This window comes from Cupriavidus sp. 01L45 (genome assembly GCF_056399885.1).
Window position 1 is genome coordinate 51652 of the sequence record NZ_JBFTSG010000046.1, and the last position, 23861, is coordinate 75512.

Sequence of the window (23861 nt, forward strand, 5' to 3'; positions counted from 1 at the left end):
GGCGCCCGCGGGTTTCGGCCCGCGGGCGCCGTCTGCTAAAGAATGCCGCATCGCCGCCGTTAGTACCCGGTGGATGCGCAGGCTTTGAAGTTTCCCAACGCAAAGAAGCAGTGCGACTGGGCCGACTGGCTCGCCGGCTCTGGTCGCATCCCTTTCCAGCATGACCCGGCGCAGTTGTGGCCGGTCGGAGTACAAGATGTCCCTTCCCGTTGCCACGCTCGTTACCGGCGCCAGTTCCGGTATCGGCCGTGCCATCAGCGAAATGCTGCTGGCCGATGGCGTGACGCAGGTGGTCAATGTCGACTATGTCGCGCCCGCCTGGTCCCATCCCAATATGACGTTTTTTCAGGCCGACCTGACCGATGCCGCCGCGACCCGCGCCGTGGCCGAGCAGGTGACCTCGCGCTTTGCCGTCACCCGGCTGGTGAACAATGCGGGCGCCACCCGCCCCGGTACCGCCGACACCGCGCGCGTGGAAGACCTGGACTATGTCGTGGGCCTGCACCTGCAAGCCACCCTGCTGCTGACCCAGGCCTGCCTGCCCGCGATGCGCGCGGCGGGCTTCGGCCGTATTGTGAACATGGCCTCGCGCGCGGCGCTGGGCAAGCCGGAGCGCGTGGTGTATTCCGCCACCAAGGCCGGCCTGATCGGCATGACCCGCACGCTGGCGATGGAGCTGGGCGGCGACGGCATCACGGTCAACGCCGTGGCGCCCGGCCCGATCGCCACCGACCTGTTCCGCAAGAGCAACCCCGAAGGCAGCGAGCAGACCAAGCGCATCCTCGCCAGCATCGCGGTCAAGCGCATGGGCACGCCGGAAGACGTGGCGCGCGCCTCGATGTTTTTCCTGTCGCCGGAGAACGGTTTCGTGACCGGCCAGGTGCTCTACGTTTGCGGCGGCACCACGCTCGGCGTCGCACCCGTGTAGTAGTCCCTGGGCGTGACCGGGGCAATCGCGCCACGTTATCACGCCACAGCATTTAGTCAGTAAAAACTAAAAAGATGACCCGCGCCACAAGTGCGGGCTTACAGCGATCTATCCTGGAGTAAACATGAAATCCGATTCCCAAGCCCGCACCCTGCACAACAGCGCGCGCCGTCGCCTGCTGGCCGCCGGCGTGGCACTGGCCGCAACCGTTGGCGGCATGACCGGTGCAGCCTACGCCCAAGGTACCTACCCGACCAAGCCGATCACGATGATCGTGCCGTTCTCGGCCGGCGGCACCACCGACATCCTGGCGCGCATCGTCGGCCTGCAACTGGGCAAGGTGCTTGGCCAGCCGGTGGTGATCGACAACCGCCCGGGTGCTGGCGGCAATATCGGTGCATCGATCGCGGCCAAGGCGCCGGGCGATGGATACACGCTGTTCATGGGCACCATCGGTACCCATGCGATCAACCAGTCGCTGTACTCCAAGCTGCCGTACGATCCGGTCAAGGATTTCGCGCCGATCTCGCGCGTGGCGATGGTGCCGAACATCGTGGTGGTGAACCCCAAGGTGCCTGTCAACAACGTCAAGGAACTGATCGCCTATGTGAAGGCCAACCCGGACAAGCTGTCGTACGGTTCGTCGGGCAGCGGTTCGTCGATGCACCTGTCGGGCGAGTTGTTCAACTCGATGACCGGCCTGCATATCCAGCACATCCCCTACAAGGGCAGCGCACCGGCGGTGAACGACCTGCTGGGCAACCAGATCGGCCTGATGTTCGACAACATGCCGTCGTCGTATCCGCACGTGAAGGCCGGCAAGCTGCGTGCCATCGCCGTAACTTCGGCCAAGCGCTCGCCCGCGCTGCCGAACGTGCCGACCGTGGCGGAATCCGGCGTGCCGGGTTATGAAGCTACCTCCTGGTTCGCGCTGTACGCCACCGGCGGCACGCCGCAGCCGATCATCGATCGCCTGAACGCGGAAGTGGTGAAGATCCTGGCCATGCCGGAAGTGAAGAAGCAGATGGCCGACCAGGGTGCCGAGCCTCGTCCGGAAAAGCCGGCTGAACTGGCCGCGTTCATGAAGTCGGAAACCGCCAAGTGGGCCAAGGTGGTGAAGGCTTCGGGCGCCACGGTGGACTGATCGGTTCCTGATCGCCAGCCCGGCCCGGACGCAATGCCCGGCCTGCCGGCAGCCACGAGCCGGCCCTTCGGGGCCGGCTTCTTTACGTCCATGGCACAGAAAAAAGCCCGCGATTTCTCGCGGGCTTAATCCTGGCCCGCTCGAACAGGGCAGGAGGAGACAAGGGAGGAAACGACGGAAAGACGCGGCCGGCGCGGATCAGGCCAGGCTGTACTTCACGACCTGCTCTTCGACACCGACAAAGCGCACCAGCTGGCGCAGGCCGCTCGCGTACTCCTTGATATGGTGCCCTTCCGGCGTGTCCGGCAGGCGGTAATACACCGGCATGGTTGCCGCCGGTGCCGCTTGCCAAACTACAGGAGGGCCATCCGTTTCCCACTGGACATCCCGGTCTTCGGCGAAATCTGTTTGTCCTTGCATGGACCACTCCTGGTGAATGACGGGCATGCGCTGCGCCGCGGCCGAGAACCGGCGACAKGCATGCGAAATGACTATGTCTGCAAATGTATTGCAGACAGCGGCAAAATGCCATTCAGCATTTTTAATATCTGGATCTGGTCTGTCGCTTATTTGTCATATTTCCCGCAATTAACCGCCAGAAACCGCGCGCATCGATGGCGGCGGCCCTCTCCGGGGCCGCGGGGCTGGCAGTGCGGACGGCGGCGACCCGGGACGGTCGCGCCGTGCGCGGTTTTGCACTTCCTTTGCGCTACCATAGGCGCTTGCCATCAAAGCCACGCCGGGAGGGAAGACTTCACTGCCTGGCGACGGGCTCTCACGTTACCCTTCCCGCATGTCCGTTCAGCACGCACTCCTGACTTCCTTATTGGAAAGACCGTCTTCCGGCTACGAGCTGGCGCGGCGCTTCGACCGTTCAATCGGTTATTTCTGGCATGCCACGCACCAGCAGATCTATCGGGAACTGGGCCGCATGGCCGAACATGGCTGGATTGCCGAGGAAGAGGGCGAGGGCGAGAGCGATGCGCGCAATCGCAAGAAGGTTTATTTCGTGCTGCCGCCGGGGCGCGACGAGCTTGCGCGCTGGGTGCTTGCGCCTACCGCCGGGTTGGACCTGCGCGACGAGATCCTGGTGAAGTTGCGGGCGGATGCCGTCGTGGGTCCGCTAGGGTTGAGGCCGGAGATGCAGCGCCTGATCGGACTGCACCAGGAGCGGCTCGACACCTACCGCCAGATAGAGAGGCGTGATTTCTCCGCCGCGCAGCCCACGCGCGCGCAGCAACTGCAACATGCACTGCTGAAGCGGGGTATCCGCTATGAGGAAGATTGGGTGTCCTGGGCGGAGGAGCTATTGCCGCTGCTGGATAAGCAGGACGATCCGGCTTGAGGCGCTGGCCGCCATTGGCGCCGAGATAAGGTCCCCCCTCCAAAGGCGCGGGGGAAAGGGCAATCCGCCGCCGAATGCGACGGACTGCCCGCGACGACGTAATCAGGCCAGGTCGGCTGCCGTGGCGCCGCTGGTGTGCGCCGTTTGCGGGGCAAGGCCCAGCCGGCGGCGTGCCAGCGCATATTCCTCGGCGAAGCGGCGCACCAGGTCGGCTGCCGGCACCACGCGCTTGATGGCGCCCACGCCCTGCCCGGCGCCCCAGATGTCCTTCCACGCCTTGACGCTGCCCGAGCCGAAATTCATCTTGGACGGGTCCGATTCCGGCAGCGCTGCCGGGTCGAGCCCGGCGTTGACGATACTCTGGCGCAGGTAGTTGCCGTGCACGCCGGTGAAGAGGTTCGAGTAGACGATGTCCGACGCGTTGCTATCGACGATCATCTGCTTGTAGGCGGCCTGCGCGTTGGCTTCCTCGGTGGCGATAAATGCCGAACCCACGTAGGCCAGGTCGGCGCCCGCGGCCAGCGCCGCCAGGATGCCGTCGCCGCTGGCGATGGCGCCCGACAGCAGCAGCGGGCCGTCGAACCACTCGCGGATTTCATGCAGCAGCGCAAACGGCGACAGGACGCCGGCATGGCCGCCCGCACCCGTGGCGACCGCGATCAGGCCGTCGGCGCCTTTCTCGATGGCCTTGCGCGCGAAGGTGTTGTTGATGATGTCGTGCAGCACGATGCCGCCATACGAGTGCACCGCGTCGTTGACCTCGGTGCGCGCGCCCAGCGAAGTGATGACGATGGGCACCTTGTAGCGCACGCACAGTTCCAGGTCGTGATCGAGCCGGTCGTTCGACTTGTGCACGATCTGGTTGACCGCGAATGGCGCGGCCGGACGATCTGGATGCTTGGCGTCGTGTTCGGCCAGTTCGGTGGTGATGCGGTCCAGCCAGTCGTTGAGCACCGGGCCCGGACGCGCGTTTAGCGCGGGGAAGGAGCCGACCACGCCGGCCTTGCATTGGGCGATCACCAGGTCGGGGTTGGAGATGATGAACAGTGGCGAGCAGACTACCGGCAGCGAAAGACGGTCCTGCAGGATGGCGGGAAGAGACATAGCGTTCTTTTGCGAAGTTGAAACGGTGAGTGGAAGATGCCGGTATCAGGCGCTGGCGCCCTGCAGTACGGACTTCTGGCTGGCAAGCCGCGCGCCCATGGCGGCGGCAAGCGCGTCCAGGCCGCTCTTGGGACGGACCATGACCTCGAAGTCGTCGATCTTGCCGGCGTCGTTGAAGCGGATCATGTCGATGGCCTTGACGGACCTGCCGTCGACTGTCGCACTGAACTCCAGCACCACGCTGCGCCCGTCGTCGCTGACAAAAGTGCGGTGATAGCGGAAGTCCTGGAATACCTGGTTGACCGATTCCAGCACCATGCGCAGGGCGATGCGCCCCGGGTACGGTGTGTGGGCGACGGGCGAGTGGAATACCACCTCATCGGCCACGATGCTGTCCAGGTCGGCCATGGAATGGGTGGCGATCATGCGGTGCCAGATTGCCAGCGAGGCCTGCGCCGCCGCTGACAAGGTTGCTTGGGTCACGGTGTCTCCTCCGGAGTGGGCCGAGGGCGCGGAAATCGCCCGTTCCGGCGCGCTGGGCTGCATCGTTCCGCTTGCCCGGTGGGCGCCGCGGCGACGGCAGCTTACACATCGCTATGCAACCAGTTGCATAGCGATGTGTAGAAAGGTAGCAGCACGCGACGGCAATTGCAATGTTTTGGCGTTTATATGCCTCATGAGGCTTTTTTTTTGGCCGAAGGGAGGGGCCGCAGGCCTCGGTCTTTTGTGGCGGCTTGTCTACAATACGGGCATTGCCGCAAAACAGCGCAGGAGCGCGAGTGAGTACTGACATGAGCGCCAAAGTAGGGCCGTCCGGGGCCCTTTTCGATGCGGATCTCGAAGCCTGGCGGACCCAACCCGAGCGGGCTTTCGACGGCTGGCTGGTCAGCCACGGCTTTCGCCATGGCACCGCCGTGGTCTATCGCGCGATGTGGGGCAAGCTTTTGCGGTGGTCGGGGGAGCGCGGGGTGGCACCGCTGGCATGGTCGGCGGAGCAGATCGGAGCCTTCCTCGACGAGCAGGACTTGCACAAGCACCACCGCTATCGTTATGCACGATTGATCGAGCGCGTCTTTCACCATCTGTCGCTGCTGCAGGACGGCCTGCACAATCCTGCGAGCCAGGCCGTACGCGCCCACCTTGCCGAAGGCGAGAACGATCCCACCGCCTTCTTGCTGCCTGCCGAGCGAGAAGCCTTGATTGCCCGGGTGCTGGCGCCGGCGGCCCGGTCGCCGGGCCAGGATGCCGCCGCGCTGTCGCCGACCCAATGGAAGCGCGCGCGCGACACCGCGCTGGTCGCGGTGTTGCTGGGCGCCGGCCTGAAGGTGGGGGAAGCGCGTGGCCTGGGCACCGGTAGCATCGCGGAGGATGCCGCCAGGCTGCGCCTGGTCCGGGCCGACAACGGCCGCGCCTACGAGGCACCGGTCTTTGCCTTCGCGCGGCCGGCATTGCTGGCCTGGCTGGAGATCCGCGGCACGAGTGGCACATTGGGCAACCTGGTCTTTCCCGCCATGCCGAGCGGGCGGCACTTGCATGCCGCTTCGCTGTACCGCCGGGTGGAGATCCTGCTGGATGAAGCCGGCGTGCTGGCGGGCCGCAGTGAACGGGCGTCTCCGCAGACGCTGCGCAATACTTGCGGCGCGCTGCACTTCGAGGGCGGCGCCGGCCCGGCTGAAGTGGCGCAGTGCCTTGGCATGCGGGACCTGGAGTCCGGCTGGCGCCTGCGTGCCGCTTTCGAGGCCTGGCAGGCGCGCGCAGGCCTGGCGGCAGGACGGAATTCGGCCGGTGACGCCGGCACGACAGATGCGTCCTGCTATGCTTAGTCGCCATTAGTCGTCGTTCGGCCCAATGCGGGTGGCGCTAACCTGGAGCCGTTGCCAGCCGCCGATGGCAGCCTCGTGCCAGGGGATGCTGAAACAGGCGCTTCGCCAGATGTACCAGGCGCGCTGTCGCGGTGCCCGCTCAGTCTCTTTTCACAACCTATTGATGAATCGCTATGTCTGAAACTTTGCTGCTCACGGGAGCCACCGGTTATATCGCATCGCACACCTGGGTCGCCTTGCTCGAGGCCGGCTATCACGTGATTGGCCTGGATAATCTCTGCAACAGCAATCGCGCCGTGGTCGAACGGCTTGCGCAGATTACCGGCCAGCGTCCGCATTTTGTCGAGGGCGATGTCCGGGACCGCGCTTTGCTGGACCGTTTGTTTGCCGAACACCGGATCTCCGGGGCGATTCATTTCGCGGCGCTCAAGGCGGTGGGCGAATCGGTCAGCAAACCGCTGGATTATTACGACAATAATCTCAATGGCTTGCTTGCCCTGTGCTCGGCGATGAACGCTGCTGGTGTCAAGCAACTGGTGTTCAGCTCCTCCGCCACGGTATATGGCAATCCGCATTCGGTGCCGATCCTTGAGGACTTTCCCCTCTCGGCCACCAATCCGTACGGCCAGACCAAGCTGATGAGCGAGCAGATCCTGCGTGACCTGGAACGGTCCGATCCCGACTGGCGGATTGCGTACCTGCGCTATTTCAATCCGGTGGGCGCGCACGAAAGCGGCCTGATCGGCGAAGACCCCGGCGGCGTGCCGAACAACCTGATGCCTTATGTAGCGCAGGTCGCCGGCGGGCGCCGCGAGAAGTTGATGGTGCACGGCGGTGACTACCCCACGGTCGACGGCACAGGTGTGCGCGATTACATCCACGTCTGCGATCTTGCGGCCGGCCATCTTGCGGCCCTGGTCTACCTGCGCGACAAGCAGCAATGCCTGACGGTCAATCTCGGCACGGGCCGGGGCTACAGCGTGCTGGAGGTCGTCGCGGCCTACCAGCGCGCCAGCGGCCGCCCGGTACCCTACGAAATAGGGGCTCGCCGCCCCGGCGATATCGCCTCTTGCTATGCCGATCCCGCACTGGCGCACACGCTGATCGGATGGCGCGCGCAGCACGATATCGATCGCATGTGCGAGGATTCGTGGCGCTGGCAGTCGATGAACCCGCTGGGGTTTGCCGGCTGAGTGGCGTGGCCGGGCAGGCGGGGTGCGTACCCGTTTCTGCGTGCCCGGCTTTGTGGGCGCTCTGTGGACACGGCGAGGACCGGGCAGTGAAAATGAGAACGGCCGGGCAAGTGCCCGGCCGTTCTCAGGAGCGCAGCGGGTGCTCGGCCGCGATGCCCGTTGCCGGCGCCCGGTTTCAGCGAATCAGGAAGTCATCGATATTCTTGCCGGCGGCCAGGGCCTGGGTCAGCCAGCCAGGACGCTTGCCGCGGCCGGTCCAGGTATTGCCCGCGCCGTCGCGATAGCGCACCGGTACCTTGCGAGTTGCCTTCTTGCCGGCGGCAGGCTTGGCGCCGAAACCCAGATCGTCCGCGGTCAGGCCATATTGGTCGATTTTCTGGCGAATATCGGCGATGACGGAAGCCTGCTCGCGAGCCTTGATTTCCTCGGCCTGCTTTTGCAGTTCACTGATTTTCTGAACAATTTCCTGATAAGTCGCCATTGCGAGCCTCGATTTACTGGGTGAGCATGATGATTCGGATGAATTATAACGGCACCAAGCGATCCTGCAAACGCTTTTAAACCGCGATGGAGAGAATTCTGATAAATCGGCGGTATGATCTAATTAATGAACTTCCGTGCAGACCACGGGTCAGCGGCAGTTTCGCATTTGCCGACAGAGCGGCTGCTTTCGAATGTTCGAGAAAACGGCGTGCCGACACCACCCCGCCGTTTTGCAATCCGGACTGCGTAATAACCCTGCCCGCCGTAATGGCGCGCAGCGGGAAGTGATTTTGGTGCAACAATGCCGATCCCTTCGCAAAACGACCAAACCTGCTTTCGCCTCAAACATGTCTTTCGATTCGATTAACGCCGGCGCCGCGGGCAGGCTCGTCCCGGTCGAACTGGCGAAAGCCTATCGCCTGTTGAATCACGGGCCGGTTACGCTGGTGACCAGCGCCCACGCTGGCCGGCGTAATGTCATGGCGGCGTCCTGGGCGATGCCGCTGGATTTCCAGCCGCCCAAGGTCGCGGTCGTGATCGATTCCCGCACCCTCACCCGCGAACTGGTCGAAGCGTCCGGCGAGTTCGCATTGAACATCCCCGCCCGCGCGCAGGCCGCCGCCACGCTGGAATCCGGCTCGCGTTCCGGCCGCGAGCAGGATAAGTTTGCCGCCGCGGGCCTGGCCACCTTTGCGGCGAAAGAGATTGCCGCACCGCTGGTTGCCGGCTGCCTTGGCTGGCTGGAATGCCGGGTAATCCCCGAGCCGGCCAACGCCGCGCGCCACGATCTGTTTATTGCCGAAGTGGTGGCTGCGTGGGCAGATTCCGCCGCTTTTTCGAATGGCAGATGGCATTTTCCGGATCGGGAGTGTCGTTCGATGCACTACCTTGCCGGCGGCGCATTTTTTGCCACCGGGGAGGCTTTCCAGGTGGAGCCGGGGGCCACCGAATGAGCGCAGCGCAGGGACACGGCCCCAATTGGCGACGCAGGGTAGGAGAGGGGACGCTGCCGGCGTGGCGGGCACGGCACCTCGCTCAAGGAATCACGCGACCACGCCGTTATCTGCCCTGAGCGGGTCGCTGGGGTGTCGATTCGCCGGGCCGGGGCCGGAGGAGGTCCTGTGCATTCCTTACCGTATCGGGTGCTTCATGTCTTTCCATAACAATATCCAGATCAAAACCTTGTTGCGCGGCGCAATGGCAATGTTGTCGCTTCTGCTGATTCTGGTTGGCGGTGCGGGCCTTTATGGCATGTCGCACAGCAACGACGCGCTCCAGGAAACTTATGGCAACCAGCTTGCGTCGGCGCAGGCGCTCAGTGAAACCATGCTCGGCACGACGCGCATGCGCCTGGCGCTGGACCGCGGCGTGATGCCTGGCGATGGTGACGATGGCAAAGCGGCGGTAGACCGCTCCATGGTGTTCGTCGACAGCGCCGAGACAGCCTGGAAGCGATACATGGCGCTGCCGCAGGACGCCGAGGAAAAGGCGCTCGCCGCGGAATTTGGCCGCAAGCGCCAGGAATTCATGGAGAAGGGCATCCTGCCTCTGCAGAAAGCGCTGATCGAGAACAACGCGGACGGGGCGCTTGCGATTGCCAAGAAGGCGCTGCCCGACTTGCAGCGCAGCCTGGCTACCGCCTATGAAGCCCTGCAGGCTTTCCAGATCCGTACCGGCGAAGCCAACTACAACGTCTCGCAAGACCGCTTCGGGCAGGTGCGCGCGCTGTCCTTCGCGCTGATCGCCCTTGGCTTGCTGGTCGCCGTATTGTGTGCCGTGACGCTGCACCGGGCTATCGTGCGGCCGGTGGAGGAGGCCCTGGGGGTGTTCGAGCGTATCGCCGCCGGCGACCTGACCGCGCGCATTACCAATGTGTCGCGCAACGAGGTGGGGCGCATGATGCAAGCGCTGGTGGCCATGCAGGAAAGCTTGTCGAACATCGTTGCCCAGGTGCGCGGCGGTACTGACTCGATTGCCTCGGCCACGCAACAGATCGCCACCGGCAACCTCGATCTGTCGCAACGTACCGAAGAGCAAGCCTCTTCGCTGGAGCAGACCGCGGCCAGCATGGAAGAACTGACATCGGCAGTGCGCCAGAATTCCGATAACGCGCGCCAGGCTGGTGTGCTGGCCAGCGATGCCTCGGAGATCGCGCTCAAGGGCGGCGACGTGGTAGGCCGTGTTGTCGACACCATGAACGAGATCAATGGCTCGTCGCGCAAGGTAGTGGAAATCATCGGCGTGATCGAGGGCATTGCCTTCCAGACCAATATCCTCGCGCTGAACGCCGCGGTGGAGGCGGCCCGGGCGGGCGAGCAGGGCCGCGGCTTCGCGGTGGTTGCCGGCGAGGTGCGCACCCTGGCGCAACGCTCCGCCGCCGCCGCCAAGGAAATCGAGGCTCTTATCAGCGAATCCGGCCAGCGCGTCGAAAGCGGCACCAGGCTGGTCGCCGAGGCTGGCCAGACCATGGGCGAGATCGTCAATGCGGTCAAGCGCGTCACCGACATCATGAACGAGATCAGCGCGGCCACCCAGGAGCAGACCAGCGGCATCGAGCAGGTCAACCAGGCGGTCACGCAGATGGACCAGGTCACCCAGCAGAATGCCGCGCTGGTGGAAGAAGCCGCGGCGGCCGCGGGCGCGCTGGAAGAGCAGGCGCAGAAGCTCAATGGCGTCGTGTCCGTGTTCCGGCTGTCAGGCAGCCATGCCGTGGCCACGCCGGCCCCGGTTACGCGCGTCGCGGCCACGGGCAAGGCCAAGGCTGTCGCGGCCATGCCGACGCGAGCCCGCCCGCCGGTCCAGCGCAAGGCACGTCCCGCGTCTCCGGCGGCCCCCGCACTGGCCGCAGCCGGTACCGGCGGCGACGACTGGAGCGCGTTCTGAGCCATGGCATACAGCTTGCCGCTGTTTTCATCCCCGGGGAAGCGCGCGTGATGCGATGATGCGGGTCTTGCGCCCGCATCGTACGGATCGTCGCGCCATCGCCCCCAATTTTTGCGCAGCTTCCTTACTGACATGAGTGCTAGCCTTCTGCTGCTCGCTGCCTTCTCCGGCCTCGCGGTCGGGTTGGGTATACGCGCAGCCAAGCCGGACCGGGAGCCGGCGGGCAGACCCAGCCGGGCGCTGCAATGGGCGGTCTTGCTGTTTTCACCCGCGTCCGTCGGACTGCCATTGTGGGTCGCGCTGGGTTCCGGCAGCCTGCGGGGCACGCGCGAGGTGTCGCAGGCCGCGGCCGTGCTCGCCATGACTGCCGGGCTCACGCTTGCCATCCCCTGGTTGCGCCGGCACATACCCCTGCTGCGCGGTACCGCCCTGGCGGTGACGCTGGCCGGCGCCGGGGTGGTGGTGGCCGCCGGCGCGCGTCTGAGCGCCCTGTGCGGCAATGCGCAGCGCCCGTCCGCGCTATGCGTGGAACCCGGCAACTTCATGCAGCCGGCCTGGCTGGCGGTGGCCGCGCTTCTTCTGGCGGCGCTCGGATACTTCGGCCTGCGCCGCGCCAACCCGCTCGCATGGCAACTGGCCAACCCGCCCGGCTTCGCCATCCCGGACACCAAGGCGCTGGACGATATTTTCGATAGCCAGTCGCCCGCCACGGGCGGGGGAACCACCCTGCCGGTACGTCGGCGCGGCCGCATCCCGGGCCGCCTGACCGTGCGCGCGACGGCGCGTGGACACGGTACGGTCGGGGAGTACAGCGTCAGCACCGATCTTCCCGACCGCACCGCCTTTGCGCGCTGGCTCGATCAGTCGATCGCGCAGGCGCGCTTGGCGGAGACCGGCTGTGCCGTGTTGTTGGTGCATATCGCCGACTTTCGCGAGGTAGACGAAGTCTTCGAGGTGCGCGCGGACGATATCCTGGCGCAGGATGCCGGGGCCCTGGCGCAGGCAGCGCTGGAGCCGCACGATTTCCTGGCACGCCTGGCGCGCGACGAGTTCGCAGTCGGCGTGCCCGAGATGATCCAGCACAACCGCGCCAATGAACTGGGCACGCGGTTGCTGAGCTCGCTCGCGGAGTTCGTGTCCACGCGCGGCCTGCAGATGCAGATCGGGGTGAATATCGGCATCGCCATCTACCCGCGCGACGCGCAAACGTCGGAAGCCTTGATGCAGGCGGCACGCGTGAGCCTGAGCGAAGCGCGCGAGAGCGGCTCCAACCAGGTGCGCGTATTCAATTCCGCCGCCGGCGAGCGCGCGCGGCGCATGCGGGTCATCCGTCGCGACCTCTGGCTGGCCATCCAGGACGACGGTCTCGCGCTGCAGTACCAGCCGAAGTTCGACGTGCGCCAGCGCACCGTGATCGGCGCCGAGGCGCTGTGCCGCTGGCGCCATCCGACGCTGGGGCAGGTCAATCCCGCCGAGTTCATCACGGTGGCGGAACAGTCGGGCCAGATCGACAAGCTGGACGACTGGGTGATCGCCACGGTGTGCCGGCAGATCCGGCAGTGGCAGGACGAGGGCATCCCGGTGGTGCCGGTGGCCATCAATGTCTCCGGACTGCGCTTTGCCAGCCGCGATTTCCCGCAATACCTGCTCGAGCAGATCCATCAGCACGACATTCCACCGTCGGCCGTCACGCTCGAGATCACCGAAACCGCGGCGATGAAGGATATCGCGCAGTCGCTGGAGACGCTGGCCGAGTTGCAAGCGCTTGGCATCCATGTCGCGCTGGACGATTTCGGCAGCGGCTATTCCAGCCTGGGGTATCTGAAACGGTTGCGCGTCGGGACACTGAAGATCGACCGTACTTTGATTGGCGGGCTGGATGCCGACCCGCAAGGCCGAGCCATCGTCGGGTCGATGGTGGCGCTGGCGCATGAGCTACGGATGCGGGTGGTGGCGGAAGGGGTGGAGTCGAATTCGCAGCTGGATATTCTGGCGGCGATGGGCTGCGACGAGGTGCAGGGGTATTTGTTGTCGCATCCCTTGGATCCGGGGGCGTTCGCGGAGTTGGTCTCGGGGGATTGAGGCGTGAGATGCCGCTCGGAAATCCAGCGACATCCGGCACTCGCCCGTTCACCGCCTGGGCGTATAAGGGTCAGGCAGCGCTCCGGCAGACGGAAACAACGCCAGCAAGCGGGTAAATCGCCCGCTTTCCGGCACCAGCAACGCAAACCGGGTCTCGCAATAGTGCCCCGTCAGCGCCCCCAGCCTGCGCAGCTGCTGGCTGCAATTCACCAGCGATGGCAATCCCCGCGGCAGGTAAATACTGGCCAGCAGCGCCTCGGGTTCGATGCGGGTACGTCCGTGGAAGCGCGCCAGCTGCATCAGCAGCTCATCCGCCATGCTGGCCTCGCTGGTGGTTTCCACGTGCAATGCCAGGCCGATTGCATCGCGGCTGGCCACCGCCTGTACATCCCGCCATGTCAGGGGCATGGGCCCATCCCCCAGCACCGGCGCGAACAACACCGAGGAAAGCAATTCGAGGGTGCGTGGCAGTCCCTCGGCGGTGGTCGGCACGATGGGCCCGCAGCCCGTCGTGGCATACGCCGGGCCATCGACGAGCAGGGTGACAACGAGGCGATCGGGGTGCCGCAGCGCGCGCAGGCGTTGTGCCATGGCTGCGCTGATCTGCCGCTCCACGATGACCAGCTGCACATCGGCCGGCTGGCGCGGACGCCGCGATACCCAGTGCAGCCGTCCGCCGAAATCCGGCAGCGGCGCCAGCAATGCGTCCGGCGCGCCTTGGATGAGCACCATGAGCTTGTCGGTTTGACGCGATTCCGGGACTTCCCGTTTGCTCCACTGCGGGCCTGGCAAGTTCGACATGTTGACGTTCCGATAGTGTTGCAGTGCCACTGCCCCGGGTAGCGCAAACCGTCCACGGCCAGCAATGGGAGTGGGACGTTTTGCGCGGCGGCCGTAGTATGCCGACCCTCGGCGAGCGGATGCACCCCATAACCGGGGGGTAACAAATCTGCGCTTATCAGCGCAACCGTACTACGGTTTCGGCCAACGCTGCCGATATTCCCCGCAGGGGCGCGGTTCGCACCGCGCTGCGCGAGTGCCGCAGCAGCTTGCATCCGCGTGGTCCCTGGCATGGGAACGCACAGGGAAATCGCTCGGGTTTGCCCGCCGCCGCCGTCCCAGGCGAGAACGAATATCGGTCCACCGGGCCAGGACCTGGGCTTGTGGACTCACCATCGTGCTGTCAACGGAGCCGTTATGTCTTTGCCTCATATTCTAGTCGTCGACGATTCTCCCTCCTTGCGCCGCATGATCGGCGCCTGCCTGCGCGCCGGAGGTTACACCGTATCCGAGGCCGCCGATGGCGACGAGGCCCTGGCGCTGGCCATGGATACGTCGTTCGGCATGCTGGTGACCGACCAGGTCATGCCCGGCACGGACGGCCTGACCCTGATCCGCACGCTGCGCAAGACTCCGGCCTATGCCGCAATCCCGATGTTGATGCTGACCACCGAGGTCGACGGCCAGGTACGTGAGCAGGCCCGCGATGCCGGCGCCTCCGGCTTCCTCGCCAAGCCCTTCGATCCCGATCAGCTGATGGAAGCCGTCGGCGCGCTGCTGGACCCCTCGAAGGTAGGGTAAATGCCTTGCCATTGTTTCCCTTCAGGCACGCGGCCTACTGCCGTTAAGAGGTAAACGATATTCGTGCCTTGGCGCAGGCCGGGTCTCGGCAAGGCTGCCCGTTTTCGGGCCGGCCAGCCGTGGCTTTGGCTGCGCGCGATGGCCGGTCATGGCAGCGGGAGCCAGGAAAATGAAAAGCGGGAACAAGACAGAGGGCGCGGGAGAGGAATTCCTCGCGTTCAGGCTGGGCGGCGAGGAATACGGCGTCGACATCCTCAAGGTGCAGGAGATCCGTGGCTATGAGAATGTCACGCAGATCGCCAATGTACCGGCCTACCTCAAAGGCGTGGTCAACCTGCGCGGCATCATCGTGCCGATCATCGACCTGCGCATCAAGTTTCGCCAGGACACGGTCAACTATGACCAGTACACCGTGGTGATCATCGTCGACCTGCACGAGCGCATCACCGGCATCGTGGTCGACGGCGTGTCCGACGTGCTGACGCTGGCGCCGGGCCAGATCCGTCAGGCACCCCAGCTGTCCGGGGACACCGAATACATCCGCGGCATCGGCTCGGTCGAAGACCGCATGCTGATCCTTGTCGATATCGAGAAACTGCTAGACACCGAAGAGCTCGCAGCGCTTGAAGCAGCCGCGGCCGCTTGAAGCGGCTGCAAACAGACAGAGCCCGATCCACGCAGTCCTCCATCCATGCGAAATAACCAACCCGTTACCTCCCGAGAGCACAAGCTCTCCGCAGACGATTACCTGATTTCCCGGACTGACCTCAAAGGGCGCATTACGTTTGCCAATCGCGCCTTTATCGAGACTAGCGGCTTCGATGCAGAGGAATTGCTCGGCGCCGCGCACAACCTGGTGCGCCATCCGGATATGCCGCCGGAAGCATTCGCGGATCTGTGGAAGACGATCCAGGCTGGCCGCTCGTGGGTCGGTATCGTCAAGAACCGGCGCAAGAACGGGGACTTCTATTGGGTCACCGCCACGGTGACGCCTACGGTCGTCGACGGCCAACTGGTGGGCTACACCTCCGTGCGCTCGATGCCGCAGCGAGAGCAGGTGGAGGCGGCCAGCGCGGCATATGCGCGCCTGCGCGAGGGCAAGGGCCATGGGCTCGCGGTGCGCGATGGCGCTGTGGTACGGCGCGGCCTGGCGGGATTGCCGGGGCGCCTCACCAAGACCACGTTGAAGCGGCGCATCCTGATGTCGCAAGTGGCGGGCCTGGTGTGGTTCCTGGCTGCGTTGGCCGCTTTTGAAGCGCTGGCAGACGGCGAGGCAGCGGGTTCGCTGCGGCCCTGGCTGTGGGGTGGCTTCGCGCTGGCGTTGGTGTCCTCGTTCGTCGCCGGCACCTTGCTGCTGGCGCGCGTGAACCGGCCGGTGCAGGACATGCTCGATTTCGCGCTGCGCATGGGGGCCGGCGACCTCACCACGCGCCTGGATTACCGCGCGAGCGACGAGGTCGGTGCGCTGGCGCGCGCCATGCGCACCATGCAGCGCAGCTTGCTGTCGGTGGTTGGCGAGATTCAGGAGGGCATGTCGAGCATCTCCACGGCGACCCGCCAGGTTGCCGCGGGCAACAGCGACTTGTCGCAACGTACCGAGCAGCAGGCCGCGTCGCTGGAAGAAACCGCATCGAGCATGGAAGAGCTGACCAGCACGGTGCGCCAGAACGCGGACAACGCGCGGCAGGCCAGCGGCCTGGCGGCGAACGCATCGGAGATTGCCGTCAGGGGCGGCGAAGTGGTCGGCCGCGTGGTGCAGACCATGGACGACATCAATGGGGCATCGAAGAAGATCGTCGACATTATCGGCGTGATCGAAGGCATTGCATTCCAGACCAATATCCTGGCGCTGAATGCGGCGGTGGAAGCCGCGCGCGCTGGCGAACAGGGTCGGGGCTTTGCCGTGGTGGCGGGCGAAGTGCGTGGCCTGGCGCAGCGCAGCGCGAACGCGGCCAAGGAAATCAAGGGCCTGATCGGCGATACGGTGGCGCGCGTGGACAACGGCTCGGCACTGGTGGGCCAGGCCGGGCAGACCATGGGCGAGATCGTGCAGGCGGTCAAGAGCGTGACAGACATCATGGGCGAGATCAGCGCGGCATCGGCCGAGCAGAGTTCGGGCATCGAGCAGGTGAACCAGGCGGTAGCCCAGATGGACGAGGTGACGCAGCAGAACGCGGCACTGGTGGAGCAGGCCGCCGCCGCCGCCGGTTCGCTGGAAGACCAGGCCACGCGCTTGCGCGATGCGGTGGCCACCTTCCGCGTCACCATGCGGCCGGAAGCGCGCCCGGTGCGGGTGGGCCAGGGCAGCGCCCAGCGGCTTGCGCAAGCCTGACGCGGCCAGGTATCCGGCCAAGGCAACAAGTTGAAACAGTCAGTCTCAAGCACTGTTCCAGAAAAAAGGTAGCACCTGTCGTTCGCATTGCCGGCAATCCGCCGGCACGGGCAGACGGGGCACCCGGTCAAGTCATTCAGAAAAGAGAGGTGGTCTGCATGCAATGGTTCAATCAGCTGCGCGTCACGACCAAGCTGGTCGTTGGATTTCTGGTCGTGTCGCTTATCGGCGTGGTGATGGGTCTGCTGGGCGTCGTCAATATGGGGCGCATGGCTGACTGGACCGGCAAGATCTATAACGATGACTTGCAGGCCCTCAAGGCCGTGCAGTCCGGCAATATCAGCCTGCTCTATGGCAGCCGCGCGCAGATCGCCCTGCTGTCCGCATCGACCATGGGCGAGCGTGCCGCCGAGAAAGACCAGATCGAGAAATCGCTTGGCATGCTGGACGAGAGCATGAAGCGGGCGCGCCAGGCATTCACCCAGCCGGAAGGCCTGGCCCTGGTCAAGCAATACGATGCCTTGCTGCCGGCCTACCGCGAGCGGTTGGGCAAGTATGTGGCGCTGGTGGGCAAACAGCCGCTCGATACCTCGCAGTTCGAGAGCCAGGTCTTTAGCGAGAGCGCAGACCTGATCAAGGAGAGCCGCGCGCTCGAGGACTTGATGGCCAAGATGGTCAAGCGCCGCGACGACCGCGCGCTGGCCAATATGGAAGAAGCGCGCGGCGTCTACGAGGGGACGCGCCTTTGGATGCTGGGCCTGGTGCTGGGCGGCCTGGCCGTCTCCGTGCTGCTTGGCGCATTCCTCGCCCGCACGCTGTCGCGCCAGCTGGGTGGCGAACCGGCCTACGCCGTGGCCATCGCCTCGCGTATCGCCGAAGGCGATTTTTCCGCGGAAGTGAAACTGCGCAGCGGCGACAAGGACAGCCTGCTGCACGCCATGAAACAGATGCAGCAGCAACTGTCCACCATGGTGCGCGATTTCAAGGACTCGGCAGAGTCGATCGCCTCCGCTTCGCGCGAGATCGCCGCGGGCAACAGCGACCTGTCGCAGCGTACCGAGCAGCAGGCCGCGTCGCTGGAAGAAACCGCATCGAGCATGGAAGAGCTGACCAGCACGGTGCGCCAGAACGCGGACAACGCGCGGCAGGCCAGCGGCCTGGCGGCGAACGCATCGGAGACAGCCGTCAAGGGCGGCGAAGTGGTCGGCCGCGTGGTGCAGACCATGGACGACATCAATGGGGCATCGAAGAAGATCGTCGACATCATCGGCGTGATCGAAGGCATTGCATTCCAGACCAATATCCTGGCGCTGAATGCGGCGGTGGAAGCCGCGCGCGCTGGCGAGCAAGGCCGGGGCTTTGCAGTCGTGGCGGGCGAGGTGCGCAGCCTGGCGCAGCGCAGCGCGAACGCGGCCAAGGAAATCAAGGGCCTGATCGGCGATACGGTGGCGCGCGTGGACAACGGCTCGGCACTGGTGGGCCAGGCCGGGCAGACCATGGGCGAGATCGTGCAGGCGGTCAAGCGCGTGACAGACATCATGGGCGAGATCAGCGCGGCATCGGCCGAGCAAAGTTCGGGCATCGAGCAGGTGAACAAGGCCGTGGCCCAGATGGACGAGGTGACGCAGCAGAACGCGGCGCTGGTGGAGCAGGCCGCCGCCGCCGCCGGTTCGCTGGAAGACCAGGCCACGCGCCTGCAAACCTCGGTGGCCAGCTTCCGTCTGGCGCAGGCGGATGCCTTTGCCGGCTCGCGCATCGAAGCAGCGCGTCCCAAGGTGATCGCCGCGGCCAGGCCGGCACGGACCGAACCGTCCACGCATGTCGTCCGCCAGGAAGTCACCGAGGCCGCCGAGCCGGCGCCGGTGGACAAGGGGGGACGTGAGGGAGGCCGTGAGGGAGGTCGTGAAGCGAGCACGCCCGTCCTGGCCCGCACTGCCCGCCCCGCCGCGCTTGCCACGTCCGACAACGGTGACTGGAGCGCCTTCTGACGTCAAGCGCAAGGGTTATGCCGCCGGCCTCGGGCCGGCGGTGGCTCGCCGTTAGCGTCACTCAGCATCGCACATCATGACTACCGACATCACCCTGGCGCTTCCCGAGGAAGCCGCGGCCAAGCTGCGCTCCGAGTTCGAACATTTCGTCAAGCTCTCCACCGGGCTGGACAGCGAATTCAGCCCGCCAAGCTTTGACGATTTCCTGCGAGCGCGCCTGCTTCAGCATGACGGCCCGCTGACCGAGCGCGCCGTTACGCGGCTGCTGTCGGGGGGGGAGTACGCATGGGCCAAGCGTGTGTTCAACAAACAGCTGCCCAATGCCATGGCGACCCTGATGCGCGACGCGCAGCGCTTTGGCTACGGCCTGGCGACGCGCTACGAATGGACGCCGCAGGAACGCCTTGCGCATGCCCGTGACTGGTCCCGGCAGATCCTGGAGGACGCGGGGGCCGACCTGGCCTTCATCGAGCTCCTGGCGTCGCAGCTGGCCACCTCGGCGGTGGACATCCGTGCGCTCGAGGAGCAGATGCAGACGCCGGCGTGGCGAGTGGCGGAAAGCCTGCGGCGCCGGGTCTACGACCTCATGTACATGGTGCAGACCGAACGCATCGCGGGCACTGCCCGCTCGCGGCTGGGAGAGTTGCGAGCGGTGGTGGGGCTGGCCATGGACTATGGCACCGTGAGTGCCGAAGAGGCAGCGCGCGTCATGGAGCAGGTGGAGCAAACCTGTCCGCACCTGTTCAGCGAGGAGCCCAATGACCTGCTAGCAAGGGTCGCCGCATGGCTGCGCCGCGTGCTAGTGCAGTGACGTCCCTTTCGTCAATAGTGGAATGTGATTAGTGCACTTCTGGCTGGGGTGATCCAAGAGGCAGATTTAGAGTCTTTAATCTGTTACATACGCGTAACAGTTTTGATGCAAATCACATTACAAAGGCGTGACTTGTTACAAACTTCGTCTCCCATGTATGTTTCGTGCGACATTGCTGTACCCCAACGTTAGAGGGGATTGGCAGTCCGGTTGAATTGCCGATATAACTCTCACAGTCACACTTACACTCTGTAACACTTGTAACGTTTCGGATAAGTCTGACCAAGCGCAGTTCCTTAGTCGTACGCAGTACCCGTCGAACACGCACTCAAACGATCTGGTCGCCTTCAGCCTTCGGCTGCGGGTAAGCGCCGGACAAGCGGTCGAAGGGTTTTTGGTAGCGGGGAAAAATTGGAAAGCAGTGAAGTTCTCCAGGAGATCAGGGAGGTCAATCTCGCCTATCTGCTGCTCGCGCAACGCCTGGTGCGAGAAAATCATCTGGAAGCCATGTTCAGGCTTGGCGTCAGCAAGGAAATTGCCGACATTCTCGCCAAGTTGACACCGGCCCAGTTGGTCAAACTGGCAGCATCAAACATGGTCCTGTGCCGTTTCCGGTTCGACGACCATGCCTTGCTGTCGACACTCACCCATACGGCCAAGAGCCATGATATGCAGCAGATCCATGCTGCGATCCTGCTCGCACGGCAGCCCGTGGAGTCGCTCAATTGACCGCGCTCCTTCAGGCCCCGTCAGTCCGGAGTACCACGGCCACTCCGGTTCCCAATCGCAAGAGCGTCTTGCAGGACGCCAACCAGACCCAGCTCGCCATCGAGCTGATCGGCCTGGGGGCGCGCCTGCAGGTGCTCGAAGCCGAGACCACGCTCTCGCGCGATCGATTGATCCGCCTCTACAAGGAGCTGCGCGGCGCCTCGCCGCCCAAGGGCATGCTCCCCTTCTCGACCGACTGGTTCACCACCTGGTTGCCAAACATCCATTCCTCGCTGTTCTTCTCGGCCTATCAGTTCATGGTCCAGCAAGGCGAGACGGTGGGCATCCGCGCCGTGGTGGCGAGCTATCGGCTCTATCTTGAGCACGTATCGCTGCTCGAAAGCGAAATTGTCTTAAGTTTCACCCGTGCCTGGACGTTAGTACGGTTTTTCGAGAGCAACATGCTGCAGCTTTCCAGCTGCACGTGCTGCGGCGGGCAGTTCGTTACACACGCGTACGAGCCGCATGCGAATTTCGTTTGCAGCCTGTGCCGACCGCCCTCACGTGCCGGCAAGGCGAAGAAGCTCTCGAAGAACGTCGCTCCCGCGCAAGTTGTTGCCTGACTGAAGCGATTTGGACGAGACGTTACCAAGCGGATAGTCCGGGCACATGCCCGGGCTGCCGTTGGGAATCCTGTCGCCGTGCGCCGCGGATGCCGGAAGTACCCAGCATCCACGCGCATTCCCGTGGCAGCCTGCCAAGCTTACCAACGCTCAGGCAAGGCCTTCGCGGGAACTCGGGAGGAAACCCAGGCTTATTCGCCGGATCGCCGGTCCCCGCGTTGGAAGATCATCGATGCCGGGTCAATAAGTCTTCAAGTCTTGCCGTCTTGCGTCGTTAAGTCATAAGACTGCAAGGCTTCAGGACTCCAGATCACTGGGCCTTCAGGTCACTGGGTCTCGGGTCCGAGGGCGGTTTGCGTGGTTGGTGAGTCTTGCCGGGACGAGCGGTAAATCCGCTTCTCCCGGAGGGCGACCCTTGTGCGTGCCTGACGCGTGTTTTTCTGACGGGGAATCAATCGTGCTAGTTGTAATTGGCTTTGTTGTCGTAATGGCGGCGGTGCTTGGCGGATACGCCATGACCGGCGGCCATATGGGCGCGCTTTATCAACCGGCAGAGCTTGTCATCATCGGTGGCGCGGCAGTCGGCGCGTTTATCAGCTCCAACAACGGCAAGGCAATCAAGGCCACCATGCATGCGCTGCCGACGCTGTTCCGCAGCAGCAAGTACAGCAAGGCGCTGTACATGGAAGTGATGGCGCTGCTTTACGTCCTGCTGTCCAAGGCCCGCCGCGAAGGCATTCTGTTCCTGGAAAAGGAAATCGCGGATCCGGCGGCCAGCAGCGTGTTCAGCCAGTATCCGCGCATCCTCGCCGATCCGGGAATGATGGAGTTCCTGACCGACTACCTGCGCATGATGGTCAACGGCAATATGAATGCCTTCGAGATCGAGGCCCTGATGGACCACGAGATCGAGACCTTCCGCCACGAGGCCGAGGTGCCGGCGCACGCGCTGCACCGCGTCGGCGACGGCCTGCCGGCCTTCGGCATCGTCGCCGCCGTGATGGGCGTGGTGCATGCCCTTGCCTCGGCGGACCTGCCGCCGGCTGAACTCGGTGCGCTGATTGCGCACGCAATGGTCGGCACCTTCCTCGGCATCTTGCTGGCCTATGGTTTCGTTTCGCCGCTGGCCGCGCGTATCGAGCACCAGGTGGACGAGAGCGTGAAGATGTACGAGTGCATCAAGGTCACGCTGCTCGCCTCGCTCAACGGGTATGCGCCGCTGGTGGCCGTGGAATTCGGCCGCAAGGTGCTGTACTCGACTGAGCGTCCRTCCTTCCTCGAGCTGGACGACCACGTCCGCGAAGTCAAGAGCATTACCTGACGTAGAGGAGCGGCAGCGATGAGCAGTGAGCACGGTTCGCATCCCATAGTCGTCAAACGCGTCAAGAAAAGCGCTGCCGCGCATCATGGCGGTTCATGGAAGATCGCGTACGCGGACTTCATGACCGCGATGATGGCGCTGTTCCTGGTGCTTTGGTTGCTGAAGGCACAGACCCCCAAGGATCTGCAGCAGTTGGCGGAGTACTTTCGCACGCCGCTGAAGGTGGCGCTTGCGGGCGGCAACAAGAGCAGCCTGTCCTCCAGCGTGATCCCGGGTGGTGGCCTCGATATCACCCGCCAGGACGCGGAAGTCAGGAAGACCCCCGACGATGCCGTGCAGAAGGCCAAGGAGCGCCAGGAAAGCGAGCGTCTGCGCGCGCTCAAGAACCGGCTCGAGCAGATCATCGAGAATAACCCGGTGCTGCGCCAGTTCCGCCCACAACTGCTGCTCGACATCACCAGCGAAGGTCTGCGCATCCAGATCCTGGACACGCAGAACCGGCCGATGTTCCGCACCGGCAGCGCCGCGGTCGAGCCGTATATGCGCACCATCCTGCGCGAGATCGGCCCGGTGCTCAACGAAATGCCAAACAAGGTCAGCCTGTCGGGCCATACGGACGCCGCCAACTACTCCAACGGCGAACGCACGTACAGCAACTGGGAACTGTCCTCCGACCGCTCCAATGCCTCGCGGCGCGAGTTGATCGCCGGCGGCATGAACGAAGGCAAGGTGCTGCGCGTGATCGGCCTGGCCGCGACCATGCCGCTCGACAAGAAGGACGAGATGGCACCGGTCAACCGCCGCATCAGCATCGTGGTGCTGAACCAGCGCGCGCAGTCCCGGATCGAGGCAGAGAATGCCAGCGCCGCCGATGTTTCGGTGGCGGCAAAGGCCGGCGCAGCCGGCCAGGAAGTGCAGGCAGGCCTGGCGGCCGCCTCCGCCCCCGCAGCGCCGGCCGCATCGGCGGCGACTGCGCAGGGCAACGCCGCCGCGGCCCCGGCCAAGCCGGGCAGTGTTCAATGAAGACCGCTTGCCATGCAGGCAGCGGGCTTCGCAGCGAATTTCAGTGAGCCAGGACGGTTATGTCTGTCGATATCGATATCACACAGTTCTACCAGACCTTCTTCGAAGAGGCTGAAGAGCTCCTCGTGGAAATGGAGCAGCTACTGCTCGGGCTGGATCTCGAATCCCCCGATGCGGAAGAGCTGAATGCGATTTTTCGCGCAGCCCACTCTATCAAGGGCGGCGCAGCTACCTTCGGCTTCGCCGCCCTGACCGAAACCACGCACCTGCTGGAAAACCTGCTCGACCGTACGCGGCGGCGGGAACTGGCGTTGTCCCGGACCATCATCGACACTTTTCTGGAAACCAAGGACGTGTTGCAAGATCAGCTCAACGCCTACCGTAACGGTACGGAACCCGATCCGGAAACGCTGGCGCGTATCTGCGCCGTTCTTCAGCAACTGGCGCTAGAGGCTGCGGGCGGCGCGCCCGCGGCAGCGGCTCCCGCGC

23 protein-coding genes are annotated in these 23861 nt (G+C 64.6%); 18 read left to right on the forward strand and 5 right to left on the reverse strand.

The genetic code is table 11. The features are described from left to right. Positions 1–196: 196 nt before the first annotated feature. Both AC1DT6_RS27795 and AC1DT6_RS27800 read left to right on the forward strand, forming a co-directional pair. Positions 197–928: an SDR family NAD(P)-dependent oxidoreductase gene (locus AC1DT6_RS27795; protein ID WP_045235484.1), complete on the forward strand. Its 732-nt coding sequence runs from the start codon at positions 197–199 to the stop codon at positions 926–928. Between the two features lie 124 nt (positions 929–1052). Beyond that, the gene (locus tag AC1DT6_RS27800) at positions 1053–2072 is read left to right on the forward strand and encodes a Bug family tripartite tricarboxylate transporter substrate binding protein (protein WP_045235483.1); all 1020 of its coding nucleotides are present in this window, start codon (positions 1053–1055) and stop codon (positions 2070–2072) included. 198 nt (positions 2073–2270) lie between these two features. Here the strand turns inward: AC1DT6_RS27800 and AC1DT6_RS27805 are convergent, their stop codons facing one another. Beyond that, complete coding sequence (locus AC1DT6_RS27805) at positions 2271–2492, reverse strand: hypothetical protein (RefSeq protein ID WP_441635432.1); 222 nt, start codon at positions 2490–2492, stop codon at positions 2271–2273. 373 nt (positions 2493–2865) lie between these two features. Here AC1DT6_RS27805 and AC1DT6_RS27810 point away from each other — a divergent pair, with 373 nt between their 5' ends. After that, positions 2866–3417, forward strand: a complete 552-nt coding sequence (locus AC1DT6_RS27810) for a PadR family transcriptional regulator (RefSeq protein ID WP_441635430.1) — start codon at positions 2866–2868, stop codon at positions 3415–3417. 102 nt (positions 3418–3519) lie between these two features. On the opposite strand, the gene AC1DT6_RS27815 is transcribed toward AC1DT6_RS27810, so the two are convergent. After that, positions 3520–4521, reverse strand: coding sequence for an NAD(P)H-dependent flavin oxidoreductase (locus AC1DT6_RS27815; RefSeq protein ID WP_441635428.1), 1002 nt, complete (start codon positions 4519–4521; stop codon positions 3520–3522). 45 nt (positions 4522–4566) lie between these two features. Continuing rightward, the gene (locus AC1DT6_RS27820; protein ID WP_441635444.1) at positions 4567–4947 is read right to left on the reverse strand and encodes a nuclear transport factor 2 family protein; all 381 of its coding nucleotides are present in this window, start codon (positions 4945–4947) and stop codon (positions 4567–4569) included. Positions 4948–5312: 365 nt separating this feature from the next. On the opposite strand from AC1DT6_RS27820, the gene AC1DT6_RS27825 reads away from it, so the two are divergent. Together AC1DT6_RS27825 and galE are read left to right on the forward strand one after the other, a co-directional pair. After that, positions 5313–6344 carry a tyrosine-type recombinase/integrase gene (locus AC1DT6_RS27825; RefSeq protein WP_441635426.1) on the forward strand — a complete coding sequence of 344 codons (1032 nt, stop codon included), beginning with the start codon at positions 5313–5315 and terminating at the stop codon, positions 6342–6344. Between the two features lie 173 nt (positions 6345–6517). Then, positions 6518–7537: a UDP-glucose 4-epimerase GalE gene (gene galE, locus AC1DT6_RS27830; protein ID WP_441635424.1), complete on the forward strand. Its 1020-nt coding sequence runs from the start codon at positions 6518–6520 to the stop codon at positions 7535–7537. Between the two features lie 175 nt (positions 7538–7712). Here galE and AC1DT6_RS27835 read toward each other — a convergent pair whose 3' ends face one another. Further along, complete coding sequence (locus AC1DT6_RS27835) at positions 7713–8018, reverse strand: H-NS histone family protein (protein ID WP_441635422.1); 306 nt, start codon at positions 8016–8018, stop codon at positions 7713–7715. A gap of 349 nt (positions 8019–8367) precedes the next feature. Between AC1DT6_RS27835 and AC1DT6_RS27840 the strand changes: the two genes are divergently transcribed. From AC1DT6_RS27840 to AC1DT6_RS27850, 3 genes are all read left to right on the forward strand, one after another. Further along, on the forward strand, positions 8368–8973 hold the full coding sequence (locus AC1DT6_RS27840; protein WP_441635442.1) for a flavin reductase family protein: 606 nt from the start codon (positions 8368–8370) through the stop codon (positions 8971–8973). Between the two features lie 196 nt (positions 8974–9169). Beyond that, complete coding sequence (locus AC1DT6_RS27845) at positions 9170–10903, forward strand: methyl-accepting chemotaxis protein (RefSeq protein WP_441635420.1); 1734 nt, start codon at positions 9170–9172, stop codon at positions 10901–10903. A gap of 132 nt (positions 10904–11035) precedes the next feature. Beyond that, positions 11036–12985, forward strand: coding sequence for a putative bifunctional diguanylate cyclase/phosphodiesterase (locus tag AC1DT6_RS27850; RefSeq protein WP_441635418.1), 1950 nt, complete (start codon positions 11036–11038; stop codon positions 12983–12985). A 48-nt stretch (positions 12986–13033) separates the two neighbouring features. Here AC1DT6_RS27850 and AC1DT6_RS27855 read toward each other — a convergent pair whose 3' ends face one another. Next, positions 13034–13717 (reverse strand): hypothetical protein, encoded by a 684-nt coding sequence (locus AC1DT6_RS27855; RefSeq protein ID WP_441635416.1) that lies wholly within the window; start codon positions 13715–13717, stop codon positions 13034–13036. Positions 13718–14182: 465 nt separating this feature from the next. On the opposite strand from AC1DT6_RS27855, the gene AC1DT6_RS27860 reads away from it, so the two are divergent. The 10 genes from AC1DT6_RS27860 to AC1DT6_RS27905 all read left to right on the forward strand — a co-directional run. Continuing rightward, positions 14183–14566, forward strand: a complete 384-nt coding sequence (locus AC1DT6_RS27860) for a response regulator (protein ID WP_441635414.1) — start codon at positions 14183–14185, stop codon at positions 14564–14566. A gap of 169 nt (positions 14567–14735) precedes the next feature. Beyond that, entirely contained in the window at positions 14736–15212 is a 477-nt protein-coding gene (locus tag AC1DT6_RS27865) for a chemotaxis protein CheW (protein WP_441635412.1), read from the forward strand. Between the two features lie 45 nt (positions 15213–15257). After that, positions 15258–16898 carry a methyl-accepting chemotaxis protein gene (locus AC1DT6_RS27870; protein WP_441635410.1) on the forward strand — a complete coding sequence of 547 codons (1641 nt, stop codon included), beginning with the start codon at positions 15258–15260 and terminating at the stop codon, positions 16896–16898. 158 nt (positions 16899–17056) lie between these two features. Then, complete coding sequence (locus tag AC1DT6_RS27875; RefSeq protein WP_477111317.1) at positions 17057–18886, forward strand: methyl-accepting chemotaxis protein; 1830 nt, start codon at positions 17057–17059, stop codon at positions 18884–18886. Positions 18887–18962: 76 nt separating this feature from the next. Beyond that, positions 18963–19697 carry a DUF4088 family protein gene (locus AC1DT6_RS27880; RefSeq protein ID WP_276288383.1) on the forward strand — a complete coding sequence of 245 codons (735 nt, stop codon included), beginning with the start codon at positions 18963–18965 and terminating at the stop codon, positions 19695–19697. Positions 19698–20108: 411 nt separating this feature from the next. Next, on the forward strand, positions 20109–20426 hold the full coding sequence (gene flhD, locus AC1DT6_RS27885) for a flagellar transcriptional regulator FlhD (RefSeq protein WP_006162633.1): 318 nt from the start codon (positions 20109–20111) through the stop codon (positions 20424–20426). Further along, positions 20423–21028: a flagellar transcriptional regulator FlhC gene (gene flhC, locus AC1DT6_RS27890; protein WP_276288384.1), complete on the forward strand. Its 606-nt coding sequence runs from the start codon at positions 20423–20425 to the stop codon at positions 21026–21028. Before flhD ends, flhC begins: the two co-directional genes overlap by 4 nt. A 457-nt stretch (positions 21029–21485) precedes the next feature. After that, complete coding sequence (gene motA, locus AC1DT6_RS27895; RefSeq protein ID WP_035863296.1) at positions 21486–22349, forward strand: flagellar motor stator protein MotA; 864 nt, start codon at positions 21486–21488, stop codon at positions 22347–22349. 18 nt (positions 22350–22367) lie between these two features. Further along, positions 22368–23372, forward strand: coding sequence for a flagellar motor protein MotB (gene motB / locus AC1DT6_RS27900; RefSeq protein ID WP_477111318.1), 1005 nt, complete (start codon positions 22368–22370; stop codon positions 23370–23372). Between the two features lie 59 nt (positions 23373–23431). Then, positions 23432–23861: Hpt domain-containing protein (locus tag AC1DT6_RS27905; protein ID WP_477115095.1), on the forward strand; the 430-nt coding region annotated here is incomplete at its 3' end.